The sequence below is a fragment of the Kordia sp. SMS9 genome (assembly GCF_003352465.1).
Lineage (GTDB): Bacteria > Bacteroidota > Bacteroidia > Flavobacteriales > Flavobacteriaceae > Kordia.
Window position 1 is genome coordinate 1,473,036 of record NZ_CP031153.1, and the last position, 20,426, is coordinate 1,493,461.

The 20,426-nt window shown below is 36.3% G+C and carries 17 protein-coding genes; 3 read left to right on the forward strand and 14 right to left on the reverse strand.

Annotated elements, in window-relative coordinates; translation table 11 throughout:
- The first annotated feature begins 284 nt into the window (after positions 1-284).
- Positions 285-2,489, forward strand: a complete 2,205-nt coding sequence (locus KORDIASMS9_RS06425) for a hypothetical protein (RefSeq protein ID WP_162819792.1) — start codon at positions 285-287, stop codon at positions 2,487-2,489.
- Positions 2,490-2,642: 153 nt separating this feature from the next.
- Here the strand turns inward: KORDIASMS9_RS06425 and KORDIASMS9_RS06430 are convergent, their stop codons facing one another.
- The 13 genes from KORDIASMS9_RS06430 to hemA all read right to left on the reverse strand — a co-directional run bounded on the left by KORDIASMS9_RS06430 (position 2,643) and on the right by hemA (position 13,848).
- A complete protein-coding gene (locus KORDIASMS9_RS06430) occupies positions 2,643-3,872 on the reverse strand; it encodes a tetratricopeptide repeat protein (protein WP_240321145.1) in 1,230 nt (409 codons plus the stop codon).
- On the reverse strand, positions 3,869-5,161 hold the full coding sequence (locus KORDIASMS9_RS06435; RefSeq protein ID WP_114902056.1) for an ATP-binding protein: 1,293 nt from the start codon (positions 5,159-5,161) through the stop codon (positions 3,869-3,871). Before KORDIASMS9_RS06435 ends, KORDIASMS9_RS06430 begins: the two co-directional genes overlap by 4 nt.
- 88 nt (positions 5,162-5,249) lie before the next feature.
- On the reverse strand, positions 5,250-5,681 hold the full coding sequence (locus tag KORDIASMS9_RS06440) for a PaaI family thioesterase (protein ID WP_114902057.1): 432 nt from the start codon (positions 5,679-5,681) through the stop codon (positions 5,250-5,252).
- Between the two features lie 118 nt (positions 5,682-5,799).
- Positions 5,800-6,702 carry an oxygen-dependent coproporphyrinogen oxidase gene (gene hemF / locus KORDIASMS9_RS06445; protein WP_114902058.1) on the reverse strand — a complete coding sequence of 301 codons (903 nt, stop codon included), beginning with the start codon at positions 6,700-6,702 and terminating at the stop codon, positions 5,800-5,802.
- A gap of 155 nt (positions 6,703-6,857) precedes the next feature.
- Positions 6,858-7,043, reverse strand: a complete 186-nt coding sequence (locus KORDIASMS9_RS06450) for a hypothetical protein (RefSeq protein WP_114902059.1) — start codon at positions 7,041-7,043, stop codon at positions 6,858-6,860.
- A 19-nt stretch (positions 7,044-7,062) separates the two neighbouring features.
- Positions 7,063-7,251 (reverse strand): hypothetical protein, encoded by a 189-nt coding sequence (locus KORDIASMS9_RS06455; RefSeq protein ID WP_114902060.1) that lies wholly within the window; start codon positions 7,249-7,251, stop codon positions 7,063-7,065.
- An 82-nt stretch (positions 7,252-7,333) separates the two neighbouring features.
- The gene (locus tag KORDIASMS9_RS06460; RefSeq protein WP_114902061.1) at positions 7,334-8,077 is read right to left on the reverse strand and encodes an EI24 domain-containing protein; all 744 of its coding nucleotides are present in this window, start codon (positions 8,075-8,077) and stop codon (positions 7,334-7,336) included.
- On the reverse strand, positions 8,074-8,598 hold the full coding sequence (locus tag KORDIASMS9_RS06465; protein ID WP_114902062.1) for a GNAT family N-acetyltransferase: 525 nt from the start codon (positions 8,596-8,598) through the stop codon (positions 8,074-8,076). The genes KORDIASMS9_RS06460 and KORDIASMS9_RS06465 overlap by 4 nt, the downstream gene beginning before the upstream one ends.
- Positions 8,599-8,891: 293 nt before the next feature.
- Positions 8,892-9,914 (reverse strand): uroporphyrinogen decarboxylase, encoded by a 1,023-nt coding sequence (gene hemE, locus KORDIASMS9_RS06470; RefSeq protein WP_114902063.1) that lies wholly within the window; start codon positions 9,912-9,914, stop codon positions 8,892-8,894.
- 57 nt (positions 9,915-9,971) lie between these two features.
- Complete coding sequence (locus KORDIASMS9_RS06475) at positions 9,972-10,484, reverse strand: alpha-ketoglutarate-dependent dioxygenase AlkB (protein ID WP_114902064.1); 513 nt, start codon at positions 10,482-10,484, stop codon at positions 9,972-9,974.
- A 31-nt stretch (positions 10,485-10,515) separates the two neighbouring features.
- On the reverse strand, positions 10,516-10,872 hold the full coding sequence (locus KORDIASMS9_RS06480; RefSeq protein WP_114902065.1) for a four helix bundle protein: 357 nt from the start codon (positions 10,870-10,872) through the stop codon (positions 10,516-10,518).
- A gap of 139 nt (positions 10,873-11,011) precedes the next feature.
- Positions 11,012-12,592: a hydroxymethylbilane synthase gene (gene hemC / locus KORDIASMS9_RS06485; protein ID WP_114902066.1), complete on the reverse strand. Its 1,581-nt coding sequence runs from the start codon at positions 12,590-12,592 to the stop codon at positions 11,012-11,014.
- Positions 12,589-13,848: a glutamyl-tRNA reductase gene (gene hemA / locus KORDIASMS9_RS06490; RefSeq protein WP_114902067.1), complete on the reverse strand. Its 1,260-nt coding sequence runs from the start codon at positions 13,846-13,848 to the stop codon at positions 12,589-12,591. The genes hemC and hemA overlap by 4 nt, the downstream gene beginning before the upstream one ends.
- 202 nt (positions 13,849-14,050) lie before the next feature.
- Here hemA and KORDIASMS9_RS06495 point away from each other — a divergent pair, with 202 nt between their 5' ends.
- Together KORDIASMS9_RS06495 and KORDIASMS9_RS06500 are read left to right on the forward strand one after the other, a co-directional pair.
- Entirely contained in the window at positions 14,051-14,938 is an 888-nt protein-coding gene (locus tag KORDIASMS9_RS06495; RefSeq protein WP_114902068.1) for a helix-turn-helix transcriptional regulator, read from the forward strand.
- A gap of 279 nt (positions 14,939-15,217) precedes the next feature.
- Positions 15,218-16,711, forward strand: a complete 1,494-nt coding sequence (locus tag KORDIASMS9_RS06500) for an aminotransferase class V-fold PLP-dependent enzyme (protein ID WP_114902069.1) — start codon at positions 15,218-15,220, stop codon at positions 16,709-16,711.
- A gap of 95 nt (positions 16,712-16,806) precedes the next feature.
- On the opposite strand, the gene KORDIASMS9_RS06505 is transcribed toward KORDIASMS9_RS06500, so the two are convergent.
- Positions 16,807-20,256: a TraB/GumN family protein gene (locus KORDIASMS9_RS06505; protein WP_114902070.1), complete on the reverse strand. Its 3,450-nt coding sequence runs from the start codon at positions 20,254-20,256 to the stop codon at positions 16,807-16,809.
- Positions 20,257-20,426 lie beyond the last annotated feature (170 nt).

Genomic DNA, 20,426 nt, shown 5'->3' on the forward strand with positions numbered 1-20,426 from the left:
AAAGATACTAAATAACGTGGGTTCCGTATGATTTCTAAAAAAATTAAGTGTTTTTCAGTTATAAATTACAGCAAAAAGACATTCTAACATCAGTCAAATATTCCTAACAATACAAAAGGTACTCGTTATTTATAAAATACGATGATATTAAACACAATAATAGTTTTAAAGTAGCGGTTGTCAGTTATCTTTGAAGTCGCAACTTTTTTGATTGCTTCACAAACTTATTCATCACAATTCAACATTCTCAAATTCAAAGAATACACGCATAAATTATACCAAATATGATAAAAAAATACACAATACTAAGCTTCTTTTTAATAGGAATCACGTGTGGAATGCAAGCACAAGAATTTGCTTGGGTTAACCAAGTAGGAACGACAACAAATGACGACTTAACGAGTATTACAAGTGACAATTCAGGAAACGTGTATATTTCTGGACATTCTTCGGCTTCTTTTGTTAACAAATATGATGCTTCTGGAACGTTAACATGGTCAAAAGGTATTGATAATATAAATGCTTTAGGAAATACAGGAAATAGCGAAATGATGCACACCAATATAGATGGCAGTGGAAATATTATTTCTGTGGGAAGTTTTCGCGCTACGTGTGATTTTGATCCTTCTCCAATTGCAGCTATTTCCATAACATCTGTAACAGCTTCATTTGGACCAACGTGGGACATATTTATTCAAAAATTAGATGCCAATGGCGATTTTCTTTGGGCTAAAAGGATTGGAGGAAATTCAAGTGTCAGAGATACTGCATTGATGTCTAAAACCGATGCTGATGGTAATATTTATGTGACTGGATACTTTGGCGGAACGGTAGATTTTGATTCTGGAACTGGCATAAATAACATGACAGCTAATGGTAGTGATGACGCCGCTTTTTTATTGAAACTAGATGCTGCGGGTAATTTTTTATGGTCAAGAAAAATAACAACAAATGACGACTCAAGATCAAATGCGTTAGTGTTAGACGCTTCCAACAATGTATACATTACAGGATATTTTAAAGGAACACTAACGAGTGCCTTTGGAATATTTACTGCACAACAAACTAGAGATAGTTTTATCGCTAAATTTGATACAAATGGAAACGTTTTAGGAACTTATGTTTATGGAGGAGAAACCGAATCTATAGCTATTGATGCAAATGATGATTTGCTAGTTGCTGGCTTTTTTAGAAGTACAGTAGATTTAGATCCTTCTCCAACAGGAACAACCAATGCAACATCAGCAGGAGTTACAGATATGTTTTTAACTAAAATTGATGCTTCAGGAAATTTAATTTGGACCAATACTTTTGGAAATACAGGTTTTGACGATATTGCTTCTGTGGCTGTAGACGGACAAGGAAGTGCCTACGTTACCGGGCGCTTTTTTGAAACCATAGATTTTGATCCCTCAGCAAACACAAACAGTCTCACTTCTATCACTACCGATATAAATGGTGGAGGCGATATTTTTGTTGCGAAATACAATAACTTAGGCGAATATGTTTGGGCGTACAGACCTGATGGAACCAACGGCTCAGATGATGGAAGGTTTATCTCGGTAGATCATCTTTATAATGTATACACCATAGGAAATTTTGTTGGATCACACGATTTTAATTTCTTGGCAGGCGTCAATGTCTTAACATCTATGGGAAGTTATGATGGGTACATTCTAAAAATGGAACAAAGTGAATTATTTGCTAAAATAAGTCCCAAAGTATTTCTACAAGGTGCGTTATCGGCTAGTGGAAATACGAGTTTAATGCGAGATGATTTAAGAGTTTCTAGCTATTTACCCACAACATCTCCGTATGGTGATGGATCTTCTTGTGATGCTTCTGTTTTTAACGCTGGTGGCACTAGTGGAACAGGAAACGCCGATGATGATATTGTAGATTGGGTTTGGGTAGCATTAAGAGACGCTACAAACAATACCAATATTGTTGCAAGTGCAGCTGCGTTGCTCCAAAAAGATGGTGATGTTGTTGCGTTAGATGGAATTTCAACGCTAGAACTTGCAGTTCCTTATGCAGATTATTATGTGTCTATACATCACAGAAATCATTTAGCGATTATGAGTGCAGCGGTATTTTCAATAACAGATCAGGCAACTACTGTAGATTTTACCAATAGTTTGAATCAAATAACCTTTGGAGTCAATGCGCAAAAAGACATGGGAACAGGAACCATGGCGTTATGGTCTGGTGATGTAAATAACGATGCCTTAGTGCAATATGCAGGTATTACACCCGATTCGCCTTTTATCTTATCTCAAGTTTTGAATGACGCTGGCAACTTTTTAGTTTTACCAACATTTATTCTTACGGGCTACAGTAATGCTGATATAGATATGGATGGAAATACGCAATACACTGGAACCAATCCAGATACACCTTTCATCTTGCAAAATATACTAAGCGATCCTGGAAACTTCTTAAATTTAAGTACGTACCAAATACTTGAACAAGTACCAGTAAATGAATAAAATTTCACAATAATTTTTCATGTTACTGTGAGTTTGATATAAAAAGAAAACGAAAGTAAAAACTGAAATTTAACACTTTAGGTGATTAAAGCATGTTTTTTGTAAAATTTTGTTTGAATGAAATTTATGCCGAACTCACAGTAAATATGTTTCTCACGAAATAAAATTAAACAACCATGTATACACCACCATCATTCCCAGCACAATGCCGCCTACGAGCATGATATCTGCTGTAAATAACATTCCCAGAAAACCTACGGAAAGCATCGCGATTCCATAAAAAAGTCCAATCATTCGTCCTTTTTTACTTTCTCGTAAAAACGATCCTGGTAAAGGCAATAAGGCACAAAAACAGGTAAATCCCCAAAGCATGTATAATGGATTGTCAAGCGCGAAGAATAAAACAACGCCTAAAATTCCCGCTAAGGTCAATCCGCCAAAAGCGTAACCACTGTACTTTTCATTATCGGTCAATAAATATTTTCCATACGAATCGCCCAATAAAATAGTGTTCGATAATGCTTCCATAATCCAGCCGCCAAGCACAAAAACTAAATACACAATGACAAGTGGAATGATCAAAAAGGTCAAATCAGAAGCTTCTAGCATTTTAACGCCAAAGCGATACGCAACATACAAACCAATAATAAAAATCCATTGATTTCGCGACGACTGTTTGCTCATCCAAAAGGCATATTTTAAATACCATTTGTACAAGAAGTTTTTCGATTTAATAGCGGTTGCCATGCCTTCACGCGCGTATTGCATGTTTGGATTGAGTTGTAAGGCTTGTTTGAAATGATGCAAGGCTTTTTTAGTATCGCCATTTTCCAATGAAACCCATCCAACATTGGCATGTGCGTAATCATCTTCGGCATTGTCATACAAAATATGTTCTACCGTTTGATTGGCTTCTTCTTTCCGATTCAACTTGGTCAATAAACGTGCACGAATGTTTAAGCAGGCAGTATTTTTAGGATCGAGTTGCAACCCTTCATTCACAAAATGCAGTGCTTCTTCAAACTTCTTTTTGTCCATCAACAACGCGCCTTTAAACCCAAAATAATCGGCTTGATACGGATCGAGTTCAATGCTTTTATTCACCAAACTAATCGCGTCTTGCAGTTTGTCTAATCGGGAAGCGATTTGTGCTTTCAAAAAGAATAAATTACCTTCATTGGGTGTTTCATGCAATAATTCATCAATCATTTGGGATGATTTTGCATACTCGTCCACATTGAAAAAACACAATGCTAAATAGTATTTGCTGGCATAATTGTACACACTTTCGGAAACGGCTTCGCTCAAATAAGGAATCGCTTCTTGAAAACGTCCCAATTCAAACAATTGCACGCCGCGTAAGTGGTTTTTTGATTCGATCATTTTTTGATGTTTAAATAGGCTAAAATATCATCGTACAATCCGCTATCGTTGGCATACAACGCATAATTTTTTGAAGACACAAACCATTCTTTCGTGCTTGGTTTTATCTTTTTAATGGCTTTTAAAATATCTTTTGTGCTTAATGGTTTTGGAATTCCGTCTTTGAAAGAAGCTTCTAATTTGCGTTCAATAGCAACATCAATCGCCGCTTGGATATCCGCACCCGAAAATTCTTTGGCGGCTTTTGCCAACGCCATATAATCAATGGTTTCCGTTGGTTTTTCTTGAAGATGAATGTTAAAAATAGACGCTTTGGCTTCTACATCTGGTGGCGATACAAAAATAATACGATCAAACCGTCCTGGACGGCGAAATGCTGGATCTAAATGCCATGGTGCGTTGGTGGCACCTAAGACTAAAATTCCATCATTATCTGCGTCAATTCCGTCCAATTCTGCCAAAAACTGATTGATCACAGTTCTTCCAGAGGTTTTGTTGACATCGTTTCGGTTCGCGCCAAGCGCATCAATTTCATCTATAAAAATGACACACGGCGTATTTTTTCGAGCAGTTTCAAAGATTTCGTGCAAGTTTTTCTCTGAGTTTCCAATCCACATGTCCAAAATATCATTGATGCCAACACTGATAAAATTCGCGTTGATTTCTCCCGCAGTGGCACGTGCAATATGCGTTTTTCCACATCCTGGCGGACCGTATAAGAGAATACCGCCACCAATTTTTTTGCCATACGCTTTGTACAAATCGCGGTGTTCTAACGGTTTTATGATTTTAAGATCAATCTCCTTTTTAATATCGTCCATGCCACCAATACTGGCAAAATTGGTCGTTGGCTTTTTTAAGAACGACAAACCATCTTCATCAATAAAATCGGGTTCGCGCGTTGTATTGACTTTTAACATATTGTCAAAATCTTCATTCTGGTAACTCGGATCAAGTTCTAAAAGTTCTTTATAGGTTTCTTGCGCGTCGCTATAATTTTCTTGATTGATTTGGCAATAGCACAACAATTCTAAATATTTTGGTTCGGCATTTACCTTGATGATTTCTTCTAATAAGACTTCGGCGGCTGTTAATTTTTGCTGTTTGTAGAAGCAATTTGCCAGTTCGTATTTGGCGTCAATATGATTGCTGTCTAGATCAATAATTTCGATCAATTGTTGTTCGGCTTCTTCAAAACTTCCTTGCTGCATGTATAGTTTGGCAATTTGAAGTTTGAGCGGAATATTATTGGGAGAAAACTGTAAGGCTTCTAATAAACTTTCTAACATGCGTTCAATTTTTCTTTACATCAATTTTTAAAATTATTTAAAAATACAATAGTTTTCAAGAAAAGTCACGCAATATGAAAAACTTACATTATTTATATCCAATTTCTTCGCTCAATGTAATTTTGCTTTTTGTGAAGTTTCCTGTGCCAAACGCAATTTCACGTCCTTTTTCATCCACCAAGGTACTTTCTGCCACAAATAAATTGCGCGATTTGAATTTGACTGTTCCCGTTGCTGTTATTTTTCCCGAATTTACAGGTCGTGTAATATTGATATTGAAGGAAGTGGTTAACACAAACGCATCTTTTACCACAGAATTTACTGCAAAGAAAGCGGCATCATCTAAGAGTTTGAAATATACCGAACCATGAATTGCGCCCAATGCATGAAAATACTTTGGATCAATCGTCATAGAAATCGTAGCAGTTTCATCGTCAATTGCAATTTCGGTCGTATGATAAATCTGCGTATTCATATTGGCAGATAAATACATGCGTTCGAGTTTTCGGTAGTGTTCCATGATTTAAAAGTAGTGAATTTTTAAAAATAGCTTGAAGAAAAGTGTTTGTAAATCTATAAATTCAACTATTCTTTGATGAGATTCTGAATCAAGTTCAGAATGACGTTTCATGAGCTTTTCAAACCCAATCTTTCGGCTTCTGCAACACTTCAATCAATTTTGCTTCTTCACTTCCGTCTTCGGGATGATGATTGTATTTCCATTGTACGGTTGGTGGCAAACTCATCAAAATACTTTCAATACGACCGTTGGTTTTGAGTCCAAACAAAGTTCCACGATCGTGTACCAAGTTAAATTCCACATAACGTCCGCGTCGCACTTCTTGCCAATCTTTGTGTGCTTGTGTGTATTCCATTTCTTTGCGACGTTCTACAATAGGCACATAACTTTGTAGAAAACTGTTTCCGATTTCCGTGACAAAATCATAACGATCTTGCATCGTAAATTCGTCTGTCTTTTTTAGGTAATCAAAAAATAATCCGCCAACGCCGCGTGCTTCATTTCGGTGTGCATTCCAAAAATAGTTGTCACAAGTTTCCTTGAATTTTGGATAAAATTCTGAATGATGTTTGTCGCAAGCTTCTTTACAAACGGAATGAAAGTGTGTTGCATCTTCCTCAAACAAATAATAGGGCGTTAAATCTTGTCCGCCGCCAAACCATTGCGTGACTACATTTCCATCAGCATCATACATTTCAAAATAGCGCCAATTGGCATGCACGGTAGGAATGAACGGATTTTTAGGATGCAATACCAAACTCAATCCACACGCAAAAAAATCACCTTGTTCTACCTTGAAATTTTTACGTAACGCTTCGGGTAATTCTCCATGAACTGCCGAAATGTTGACACCGCCTTTTTCAAAAATAGCCCCATTTTCAATCACACGTGTACGTCCGCCGCCGCCTTCTGGACGTTCCCATAAATCTTCTTGAAACCTAGCTTTTCCATCAATTTTTTCGAGTGTTGACGTAATGGAATCTTGTAATTGATGAATGTAGTTGAGAAATTGGTCTTTCATGTTAAATCACTTGCTTTGAACTGTATTGCAAAGGTACTTTTTATATTAGAAATATGGCAAAATTCCTTTAGGCAAAAAAAGAAGCCATTGCTGACTTCTTTCATATAAATTGTATGTTATACCAATTAAACTATCAGATTGGTATTAATCTGTTTTTAGGAGACACATTTTGGATAGCCATTACAAGATAAGTTACAGCTATTTCTTTCGCTCGGACACGCTGCACCAGGACAGCTATCAGTTGGTGCTGCAAAACCACCAATGATCATTTTTTGAGCTTGTTCTTCTAATGAAACAATTGTGTTTTTCCCTAATTTTAATGTTGTTTTACTTTTTTTCATTGTTTTAACTTTTTGCTTATTATCTTATTGGCATTTGGATAGTATCTTCACACGGTCCGTTTTCAGCACACGTTTTTCTCTCTGTTGGACATGCCTGTCCAGGACAGCTTTCATAGGAAGTTTGTGCTTGTTGGAATCCACCTAAAATGCTTTCTAAAGAAGCAATTGTTTTCTTACTAAATGCTAATTTTGCTTTACTTTTTTTCATATGTTTTATATTTTAATTAAACATGAAATGTAGCGAAAATTTATAGGAAATATTCTATATGAAGTCTTAAAAAAATGAATTTTCACTTTTTTGTGTGCAATTCTCTCAAGGTAGAAAGGGTGCCCGCTACGGCGGAAAGTGGCAATACGAACAAAATTCCAACTACGGGAATTAGCAAAATCAGCATGAATACGATTCCGTTTCCAATGGCAATTCCACGATGTGCGCGTACATATTGAACGCTTCTTTGGTATGGAAAATACCGTTCTAGCGTATAATCCATATTTCCAAATCCGGCATAATACGCTTGCACTAAAAAGATCAACACCAAAAATACCACACCGATAACAGGAATAAAACTAAAGATGAAAAACGGAATGATCCACAGAATTTCAATGAACGCGTTTCGAACGCCAATTTGAATTCCTCTTGCAAATGCGGATGTTTGTGCTTTAAAACCGGTGCCTGGTTTTTTGACAATTCCGTAGATATGACGTTCTATTTTTTCTGAAATCGGACTCATAAATGGTGCCACAATAATCATCAACGCATGTTTAAAAATGACAATTCCGAAGGCTAAAACGATCAAGCCACCAATAAAATTACTAATCGCAATTACGGTTTGTTTACCCCAAGAAAATGTCCATACACTGGCAATATAACCGCCAATATCATCTGAAAAACCCCAAGAAGCACCAATGATGACAATTCCCAAAATAAAACTGACGATAATCGGGATTTTAAAAAAGCGCCATAAATTGAGTTCGTTCAACAAGCGGTATGCTGAAAAGTAATCTTGAATTCCGTTAAATATTTCTTTTATCATAAGTTGCGTTCAAAATGTAAAACGTCCATCACATTTCCGTGAAAATCTTCGTGTCCGTTTTTGATGCGTTTCGTTAATACAAAGTTATGTTTTTCTGCGATACGCAAGCTACTTGGATTGTCTTCTCCAATAATTACAACCGCTTTTGTAAGGTGTAATTTGTCTTTACAGTAGGAAAGCAATTGTGAAATTCCCGCTGAAACAATGCCTTTTCCTTCATGTGCGCCATCAATAAAATAGGCAAGTTCACATTGTTTGGTTTGCCAATTTATCTTTTTTATGATCAACAAACCAATGGGTAATTGAGAAACTTTAGAAACAATTTTAAAGGTGTAATTTTCTTTGGCGTTGGCTTCGCGAATTTTGGTTTGAATGTAATATTCGGTCGCCAGTAACGAACAGTTTTCTTTTGCGGTAATTGGAAAATATTGATGCAATCGTGTGGCATTCGCTTGAATCAACTCAAAAAGCGGAATTTTGTCTGTTGTTTCTAAAAGTGCTATGGAAAATTTTGGTTGCATTGTTGTAAATGTAGTGCAAAATTTGATGGTATAAAAAATCCGTCATTCACTTTTGCAAACAACGGATCACTTATTAGTTTTTATTTTGTTAGATTCCCGATTTCTAGGGAACTACAACGTTAGGGATGTAGGCACTTCGACTACGCTCCGCACAAGCTTTGTTGGAGCTTTTGGATTCCTGCCTTTGCAGGAATGACAAAGTAGTGTTAAAAAAAAGCGACTGCTGAAAGCCCGACCACAAAAGTACGCTGCGATTTTCTCGAAGCGTACTTTTGTGGGAACGCCCAATTGTATTATACTTTGTATTCTTTGACTGCTTCGATAAAGGCTTTGGCATTGTCCAATGGAATGTCTGGCAGAATTCCGTGACCTAAGTTGACGATGTATTTGTCTTTTCCGAATTCGTTGATCATTTGATGCACCATTTTCTTAATTTCCGCTGGTGGCGAATACAATCGCGTTGGATCAAAGTTTCCTTGCAATGTGATGTTTCCACCTGTGAGATAACGTGCATTTCGTGCAGAACACGTCCAATCGACACCTAAAGCCGCCGCGTTGGATTGTGCCATTTCTTGAAACGCAAACCAACAACCTTTTCCGTATGCAATGACGGGCGCATCATCTTTGAGTGCTTCAATAATTTGGTTAATGTATTGCCATGAAAATTCTTGATAATCTGTTGGCGATAACATGCCGCCCCAAGAATCGAACACTTGTAGCGCATTCACACCCGCTTTTACTTTTTCTTTGAGATACGCAATGGTCGTATCTGTAATTTTTTGCAATAATTGATGTGCCGCTACCGGATTGGTAAAGCAGAATTTTTTGGCTTTGTCAAAGTTTTTGCTTCCTTGTCCTTGCACACAGTAGCACAAAATTGTCCATGGCGAACCTGCAAAACCGATCAATGGAATTTCGTCATTGAGCAGTTCTTTCGTCGCTTTGATGGCTTTGTACACATAATCTAAGACTTGTGCATCAGGAACAATAACATTGTCTACATCTTTTTGTGTTCGCACAGGCTTTGGCAAATACGGTCCAAAATTAGGCTTCATTTGCACTTCAATATTCATGGCTTGCGGAATGACGAGAATGTCCGAAAATAAAATGGCAGCGTCCATTCCGTAGCGACGAATGGGTTGCACTGTAATTTCACTTGCCAATTCAGGTGTTTGACAACGTGTAAAGAAATCGTATTTTTTTTTGATTTCCATGAATTCTGGTAAATAGCGTCCTGCTTGGCGCATCATCCATACGGGCGGACGTTCTACGGTTTCTCCTTTTAATGCTCTTAGAAATAGGTCGTTTTTTATCATGTTTTAGCTTTTGGCTATTAGCTTTTGGCTTTTGGCTCTTTGCTTTTAGCTATTTTTTTATTTCATCTTACGAAAGGTCAAACTCATTCTTCCTTTTTCAGTATCTGATTTTGGAATTGCGTGTTGCCATTTGTCTTGTACTTCGTTAGTCATATAAATAAAAGAACCTGAAGGCAATTCAAAGTCTTTTATTACTTCTTTATTTTTTATGTTTCGAAATCGTAATGTTCGTGTTTCACCAACTGAAACGATTCCGACACCTGTATTTTCTGCTAATATGTCTGTTTGATCAGAGTGAAAACCCATTCGAGATTTTCCATCCAAATAATAGTTAATCAAACAGTTGTTTGGCACAAAGTTGAGTGTTTTTTCAATTAAATCAATAACTTCTTGTATTTCTTTATGGAATGGTTCATACGGATAACTGATTTGAGAATAGTTGTATGCTTTCCCAAAACTCGCTGTTTTACGTGCAGACATACGCTCATCCCAAGAAACATTGTTTTTTAAAAAATCAAATAATACTTCTGGTTGTTGGATGAAGTTTTCTATGTATGTAATACCGTTCATTTTTTGGCTATTAGCTTTTGGCTCTTTGCTTTTAGCTATTTTTGATTTTGTTTATTAATCCGTTAATCATTTTACCTTCTTTTTGAATCAATGCTAAAATTGAATTTATCTTAGAAGCTTCAATTAGATTGAGTTCTGTAATAATGATCATTTGTGTTTCTAATTCGAATAGCGAACCTATTGCGATTTCCAAGAATCTTTTGAATTCTATTTCACTATTTCTACTACAACCTTCCGCTATGTTTGAAGGAATAGAAACCGCAGCACGTGTTATTTGACTTTTTAATCCGTATCTTTCTGTTGAAGGTAAATTATCTGAGAGTTTGTAAACTTCTTTTACAAGTGCGATTCCGTTTTTCCAAATCTCTAATTTCTTAAAATCCCTCATTTTTTTTAGCTTCTAGATTCTAGCCTTTCGTATTTTTGTTGATAATTTTTTACTGTATAATTATTTTAAACGAATATTTTTATTTTTTAGCTAACAGCTAACAGCTAACAGCTAACAGCTAACAGCTAACAGCTAACAGCTAACGAGCGTAGTGCGAGTTGACCAACTCAATCACACTTTCCACGGTTGGGACTTTGGCAACTCTTACATCTTCAAAGTGTTTTTTTGCTTCGTTGGCAGTCGTTTCGCCAATACAATATGCAATTCCTTTGGCTTTGTTGGCGGAAACATAACTTTGTACTGTTGATGGACTGTAAAATAGGACGCCTTCAATGCCGTCTTGTAATTTTTCCGCATCCAACATGGTTTTGTACGCGTGTACTTCTGTGACTTCTATATGATTTTCTTCTAAAATTTTTGGCAATGCATCTAAGCGAATGTCACTGCAAAAATAGGTTGCGGTTGTTCCTTCGATAAATTCTACTAAATACTCCGCCAGTAGTTTTGAGTTGCGTGTCGATTTGGTCACAGGACCAATTTTTTGCTCAATGAGCTTTTTTGTTCTTCTCCCAACGCAGTAAATGTTTTCAAATTGCAATTCGGCAGATGAAAAGTTTTGCACCAAGGCTTCTACGGCATTTTTACTGGTAATGATAACGTTTTTAATTGGTTTTCGAACGACTTGCGGCTTGATTCTATTTGTGCTAATTTTGATGAAATCGCTACTTTCCATAACAATTCCGTCATTGAATTTTTGGCGTTGTGCTTCTGTCAACAATTTGGTAGAATACACATTAATTTGCTTGCCCGTGTTTTTGATTTCATCCATCAAGCGTTTTCCGCCACGTTCAATGATAAAGTCTGAACAGTATTGTGCCAATTCGTGATGTTCGCCGAGTTTTTCGTAACGTGTTACGTAAATTCGCTTCGTTCCGTCAGTGCTTAGCAATACACCTTCTAGCGTGACAACGTCATCTTTTATATAGGCAATGGCACCAATTGGCGCGGTACAACCACCTTCTAATAAGTTTAAAAATTTGCGTTCAATGGTTGTACAAATTTCTGTTTCTTCATGATTGATTTCTGCGCAAATTGTTCTTACTTCTTCATCAGCTTCTAGCGCTGTAATCATAATAGCACCTTGTGCTGGCGCTGGAACCATCCATTCTAAATTCACAGAATCTTCTGGTCGTAAACCAATACGTCCCAATCCCGCGGCAGCGAAAATAGCACCATTCCAGTGTTCATTGTCTTGCAGTTTTTGCAAACGCGTGTTTACATTTCCTCGTAAATCTTCAATGGTATGTGTTGGGTATCGGTGTAGCCATTGTGCTTTTCGGCGCAAGCTTCCTGTGGCAATCACAGCTTCGCGTTGCGATAAAAATTCTTCATTTTTCTTAAAAACCAACATGTCGCGTACATTTCCGCGTTTTAACACGGCAGCTTGTACAATACCTTTCGGAAGAACTGTAGGAACATCTTTTAGCGAATGCACAGCAATATCAATGTCGCCGTTAAGCATGGCAATATCAAGCGTTCGGGTGAAAATCCCTGTAATTCCGAGTTCGTAAAGTGGTTTGTCTAAGACTAAATCGCCTGTAGCTTTTACAGGAACTAATTCGGTTGTATGCCCTAAAAATTCGAGTTGTTCTTGTACGACTTTGGCTTGCCACAATGCGAGTTCACTATCTCTAGTCCCGATTCTGATGCGTTTACTCATAGTGAGTTGTTTTCCAATTGAAATACTTTTTGTATTAGTGCTACACTTTCTTCTGAAGTGGTACTATCACCTTTGAGATGATTGGCGAATTGTGTAGTTATTTTTTGAATGATTCTATTGCTGATGATTTCTGCTTGCGATTCGTCGAAATCATTGAGTTTTTTACGTTGAAAGTCCAATTCAGCATTTTTGATCGCTGTCAATTTTTGTTTCAACGCTTTGATCGTTGGTGCAAATTTTCGAGTTTCCAACCAAGCGATGAATTCTGATTTTACTTCTGAAATGATGATTTCCGCTTTTGGCACATCTGCTTTTCTACGCTCCAAAGTTTCATCGGTAATTTGCGATAATGCATCTAAATGAACTAAGGTTACATTGTCAAGTTCTGTTACATTACGCGATACATTTTCTGGAATGGATAAATCGAGAATTAATAATTCTTTGTTGGTTAGAATATCTTCTTTGGAAACTGTTGGACGGTGCGCGCCGGTTGCAACAATAAGTACATCTGTTTTTTGAATTTCCTCGGAAAGTGCTTCGTAATCTTTCACTGTTAGATTGAACTTTCCAGCAATTCTTTCAGCTTTGTCTTTCGTTCTATTAATCAGTGTAATGTGATCGTTTTTAGTGTGTTTCACTAAATTTTCACAGGTATTTCGACCAATTTTACCAGTTCCGAAAAGGAGAATATTTTTTTCTGAAATGTTTTCTATGTTTCTCAATATGTATTGAACGGACGCAAAAGCAACCGAAGTGGCTCCTGAAGAAATTTCTGTTTCGTTCTTAATACGTTTGCTTGCGGTAATGACTGAATTTACCAAACGTTCCATAAAACCATTGATCAATCCTACTTTTTGCGAAGCTTTGAATCCTTTTTTTAATTGTGAGATGATTTCGAAATCACCTAAAATTTGACTATCCAAACCACTTCCAACTTTGAACATCTGATTGATAGCATCTTTATTCTTATAGATATACGCTACTTTTTCAAACTCTTCCGCAGTTCCATTTGAATAGTCGCACAATAATTTGATAAATTGGCAAGGATGTGAAGCAAAACCGTAGATTTCTGTTCGGTTACAAGTAGAAATGATGAGCGCGCCATCTCCAATATGTTGAACCTTGGTAGTTTCTAATATGGAAGCCTGCGCTGCATCTGTCAAACTAAATTTTCCTCTAATATGTGCTTCTGCTTTTTGATAGCTCAAGCCTACACAGTAGAAAGAATTATGTTTAGAAATGTTATATTGCTTCATAGTGATTCAGAATCGGTAACAAAAGTATCATTCAGTGCGAAATAAAAATAACGCTCAAAGGACTTTTTATAACGCTATAAGTTTTTTATGATAAATATCATGAAAAACTTATGAAAAGTTGTAATTTTACTGCAAAATAGGGCTTTTTAGGGGATCTAGCATAGAATCATTCTAAATAAGACAAAAACAGGTATTTCTACTTATGGAGGAAAAAAATAACGCTCAAAGGACTTTTAAAGAGACTCAGGTCGAAGATGGCTTCTATATTTTGAAGCTTCAAAATGATAGTGATGATACTCAGCAACTTATCCGCGAAATTGACAGTAGCTTCATACAGTTTCATTTTTGTGTAAAAGGCGCGTGTAAATTCAATTTTAACAATGGAAGGTATTCTTTTGATGTGTTGGATGAACATGCATTGTTATTATACAATCCGCAAACAGATTTACCGATTAATGTCGATGTAAGCGCTAAAACATGGTTGATTTCTGTGTTGATTCCTATTAAAAAGTTTCACTCGTTATTTTCTACCGAAGCCAATTATATTCACTTTTTAGATGCCGATAAGAAAGATAAAAAGTACTACGATACTAAAAAAATAACGCCGATGATGGCTGTGGTGTTGAATCAAATGCTGAACAACAACATGCACGAATCCATCAAAAAATTATATTTAAAAGGAAAAGCCTACGAGCTGCTGAGTTTGTATTTTAATCGAAGTGAAGATGCCGATATTGAGCAATGTCCGTTTTTGGTAGATGAAGAGAATGTATTAAAAATCCGTCGCGCGAAAGATATCGTTATTGCAAATATGGCAGAACCTCCAGGCTTGCAGGAATTGGCAAATGAAGTTGGTTTGAATATTAAGAAATTGAAAGAAGGTTTTAAGCAAATTTATGGCGATTCCGTGTTTAGCTTTTTGTTTGATTATAAAATGGAATATGCTCGAAAACTTTTAGAATCAGGCAGTTATAACGTGAATGAAGTTGGTCATAAAGTCGGGTATAGCACGGCAAGTCACTTTATTGCTGCATTTAAAAAGAAATATGGCACTACACCGAAAAAGTATATTGTATCAAGTGCGAGTTAGCGTGAATAGTGTGTTAATGTGGTAATTTGAAAATGTACCCATTAAAATATGATTTAAAAGATTATTACAAGTAAATGTACTACACTTATCTTATTTGTTGGCATGAGTTTAAACTCGCGTTAACGTATAAATACGTTGCTTTTGCGTACTATCCGCAAAGGTATTTTCCGTAATTATGGGCTGTTTTAGGACTGTATTTCTATTCAAATTTGTGTTTTAAGAAAAGGTGATCTCTGAAAAACCTGAAACGAGTAAGAAACACAATTTAATTGAAATAGTATGGAAACGAATACGATTCAACACGACATGCTTGCGCTTGTAGAAACACTAGCACAACAATCATTAATTACTGACGAACAATATCATCTACTAAAACAAGATTTTAAACTGACTTCTACTGTTGAAGCAATTTTTGATTGGGCGCAGGTTCGAAAATTATTTTTTGATAGCGGAGTCAATCCAAATTTTGAAGTAGAACCAATGAATTCTGCCAATTTGTGTCCTACATTTTTTCCAGTGCTGAGAAGCATCAATTCGTTGCGCTTACAGTTTAATGCAGATATTTCGATGCAATCGAGAAAAGAACGGTATACACGAATTTTAGAAACGATACGTAAGGTAATTGGTCAACATGTGGGCGCGGTATCTACATCTGAGATTAAAAACATTGCGTTGGTTCGGAATACGAGTGAAGCCAACAATCAACTTTCTAAAGGATTTAAGCTTTGGGAAGGAAATACCGTTTTGTTGTGGGATGAAAATCATCCGACGAATAATAATGTCTGGAAATTACGATCAACCGCAACGAAAAAGGTGCAGCTATTTTCACTGAAAGAAGTCGATTTTTTTCAGTGGACAGATGCTGAAATTCTAAAAAAAATAGGTGACATTATTATTGATACCATCAAAAATACGGATGGTAAAACGGTAATGTTGAGTTTTTCGGAAGTATCTAACATTTCGGGAATCTGTATGCCTTCCCAAGAAATTGTAAAAAGAGTCCGCGCGGAATATCCAGACATGCACATTCATGTTGATGGCGCTGTAAGTTGGGGCGGATTGGGGATCAATTTGATAGAAAAAAATGGTGTCAAAGGTGTCGATTGTGACAGTTTTGCGTCAAGTTCGCACAAATGGTTGATGGGACCTTTTGAAACAGGCATTTTTTACATGAAACCTGAGCGCGCTAAAAATTTCGATATTAGCATTCATGCGTATGATGGAAAAATAGGTTTTAAAGATGAACTGCCAAAAGATACATCGCGATTTGAATTGCTAGGGCAAAGAGATGAAGCCAATCTTTATGCGTTAGGACATACGATTGCACAACACAATAACATCAATGGGAACGATCCAAAACGTATTGAAAAGCGCGTAAAATTTCTTCAAAATGACTTGCGAAAAAAATTAAAATACATCGCTGGAAGATTACGAATCGAAATTATTCACATAACGCCTATTTCTGAAAAATTCTCTAATGGTGTAACAGTGTTTTCAATAATTCCACCTAGAAGAACACTTAATCATGAAAATTTATACAATTATTTATACGGGAAAAGAGGCGATCGACATCGTTTTGCAGTTGGTTTTATTCCAGAAAGAAAAGGCGATAATCCACATCCTGAAGCACTTCGAATTTGTCCACACATTATGAATTTACCTGAGCAAATTTCCGCAGTTGTGCTAAAGATTGCAGATTTTATTGATGAAAATCATACGATTACGATGGAAGAATTGAATAGGCTAACACTTGAAAACGCAGTTGTGAATTAGAAGTTACGGCGCGAGTCGGGAGACTCGCGCCAGCGTCAGTGCAAGTCTCTACGTCAGCTGTTTGCTATCGCGAGTCTCCCGCTCCGCGATGCACATTAATATGACCGCGTTCGTCCGCTGATGCGTTTTCGTCGTTTATATTTTACTTGTTCTACGGCTTCTTCAAACAATTCTTCGTCAATTTCCGCACCGTAAATGCGTTTGCCTCTCGATTTGGTCAATAAATACGGTTCGGTGTTCAATGTTGGTTTGTCCACAAATGCCACATGATATAATTTGTTCGTATCACGATAGCGATTTTCTTCTGTGACTTTGAAAAAATAAATGGTAATATCGCCATCTTCATTTGTGACGTTCACCGTTTTTACAAACGAAATGGTGTCTTTCTCTTTATCGAGTCCAATGCGACTCATTAGTCCTGCTTTTGCATAGTGTTGTTGGGTTTTCAGCGAATCGGGAACAATGGCTAACAAGTCGTTTTCTGCCAATTTCCATAACATAGAAGCCAGCGCTTTGTCATCAAAAAAGGTCTTTTCTTTCAATTCGCCAGGAATTTGTTCTTTGTTTTTTGCCAACAATACTACATACGTCGTCAAGGCGGTTTTTGCTTCTGTTTTGATCAATTTTTGATAGAAATCTCGAACGTTTTTATCCTTTCGGAACGGAAATAACAACTTTACATATAACTCCAATGCTTGTCCGCTTTTATAATTGTAAGAAGACGATTTCCCTAAGTTCCGCTTCACTTCAATTCGGGCATCGTTCAACAATTGATTTTTATACTTTTTATAAATTTTTGGTTTGATGAGACTACTATCGCTTAATTGCGTTAATAGTTGATAAATAGGCATTTTATACTCTTGAATGCTTGAGTATTTTAGCAATTCAGGGAACAATTCCTTTTTCAATTCTAACCTGTCTTTTCCTGTTTTAAACAGTCGATTGATGGCTCTTGAATCTAGCGGAAAATCTTTTTCTAACAACTCCAAAATCATTTCGTAAGAAGCTTCATCTTTCTGTTGTAACAGCGTTTTTAAAATCGCCGTTTGTGTTTTTGGCTTGTCGTACGCTTCAATGTATAATTCTTTTAAAAATGGAAAAATTCGATCATTTTCAAGCTTTCCTAAAGACGAAATTAAATAGTTTTTAATATTCTCTCGATCTTCATCAAACTCGTGTGTTTTCAAAAGTTCAATAATTGGATTTGCATGTGCATCATCAAACTTAATTTTAGCATACGCTTTGAGTACAATGCTGTCATTATTTTTAATGCCATCAAAGAAAATTTGCGTTTTGTCTACAAACACATCTTTCCCAAGTAAAGTATCTAACGGCGTAAAGGTTTCGTAAAAATTCTTCACAAATTCTGAACGTGCTGCGATGGAATCTTCCAACGTAGTTAAGCTAAATAAAACACCATTTTTCAAGATATTTTTTCGGTATATTCGTTTTGCGCTCGCGGTATCTTTTAAAATATACGTGCTGTAATATAGATTATCTTTTTGTGCACGTTTTTTATCTTCAATTACAAAATTATATTCGTAAAAACGTTCCATGCCATCCCACAAACTGTCAATATTGTGAAACATTTGCAAGTCGTGATATTTTACGCGGCGCACCAATACTTTTTCATTGCTTTTTGACGTATAGGTAATGTATTTTTTTTCTTGATCATACTCCTTTTTATCAGGATTGAATCGCGAATTATACGAAGATCCAATTGCAGGTTGTTTGGTATTGGTCAACACGGAAAAATGCAGAGAAGTATCCAACACTTTGTTAAATTCTTTATATGTTGGTGTTTTTAGTTTGAACGATGTAAAATAGGTTTGTGCCTTTTGTGCATCGTCAGTGATCATGCCGAGCAAATAATAACTTTCATCTTTTACGATGGTTTTTAGGTAGATTTTCCGCTTTGAAATCGTATCAACAATCGCGGACGATTCATAACTTTTATAATCATAATTGACAAAGGTGCCATCAATCTTCTCAATATCAAGTTTTTTGTAAAAATTATCGTGAATATATTCTGCTTCAAACGCATCTTCTTCAATATAGCTGATGTCGTTATTAAAGACTTCTTTAAAGAAATAATATTCGTCATTCACAGCGGCTTGCAACAACTTATTTCCTACGTTTTTGGTGTTGTCTGAAATAAAATTTGCAGGAAATAAAAACGCGTATTTATTAAATTCCGAAGTATAGGTTTTTAATTCGTTAGAAGGTTTGCGAAATTGTATCGAGTTAAAAATTTCTTGCTCATATTGTAGTACAAAATCTTTCTTTCCGCCAAATTTGATGATGATCATTTCCAACGGCGTTTTGTAAATATGATACTTCTGGTAATCGCCTTTTTTCGTTTTATTCACAATGCTAAATCCAGGAAACGGACTCGTCAACGGTTCTTTGGAAATAATATCGCCAGGAATGTCTTCGTATAATAATGGATCAATTTCTTCCAAGGTAATTTTTTCCTCATTCGGAAACAGATCGTAGGTATTTAAACGTGTAATGGTCAAATATGCACCGTTGGTCATGTCGGGTGCGAGGTAAAATTTTTGTTCTTTATATACAAATTCACGCAGTTCATCAAACGTTTTTATGGTAATAAAACCATCAGGCGTGCTGTAACTATTCAATTCAGGTTGTACGTGCAAGTCTTCCAACTCAACTTTTGCTTTCATGGCAAAATCGGTTTGTTTAGACGTCAACGGTTTCACCGTATATCCACGATCTTCTAACATTTGCAACATGCCTTTTTCTCCTGCTAAATGTGCGGCACCAACACCTGCAAAAACGGTTTTATGTTGCATGAGCGAATCCATCACAATGACCATATTTTCATTGCGTTTGTACAACATGTGTTCACGATAAAAATCAGTATTTACAGCGGCGCCAATAGAATCGAGTAGCCAAATATTTCGATCTCTGTACGCGTCTTCTTGAACGGTATAGCGATTTTGATCTTTGAACATTTTTTGAACCCATTCATCCGGTTTTTTCTTCAAAATATTATACGCTGCGCGCGAAGTTAAATACCGCGATTCTTTGATGTCTTCTAAACTAATAATCGGTTTGTTGTTCTTTTTTCCTGCTTGGTAAATAAACATATCCAAGTAGGTTTCTTCTTCAAAATCATCCGCGCCAGCTTGTTTGCGGTACAAATATCCGTTGATGATTCTATTGTCAAATCGAATAATGCGTCGCACGGCTTCTTTCTTGGAAAATCGCGGATTGAAATTTCGATTGTAAAAATTCTCTTCCCCATAACTTTGTGGGGATTCTTCAGACATTTGTTCATAATTATGTGCCAGCCAGGTTGTCGGATCAGATTCTAGGGCAACCGTTTCGGCTTCATTCAATGCTTTAAAAAACACATCGTCCAATCGGAACGCAACTTTCTTACTCACGTGCATCGTTCCGTACAAAAAAGACGGTTTTTCCATGCCATTTCCAGAAACTTCCCAAAGCAGACTTTGTTTGTCTTCTTGAGCAATTAAAAAAGTGGTGCAGCACAGAAATAAGAGTGAAATATATAATCTCATAAAAAAGGTAGAAAAAATTAATGGTAATCGTGTTCTCGGTAAAATGTCAACTAATGTACTAAAGATATGAATTCTTTCATGTTAACAGAATCATAATGCGTAAAAAAGGCTTTTTAATGAGTGTATAAACATTTCCTATACTTGTCTGTGCAATATTTGAAGATAGAGTC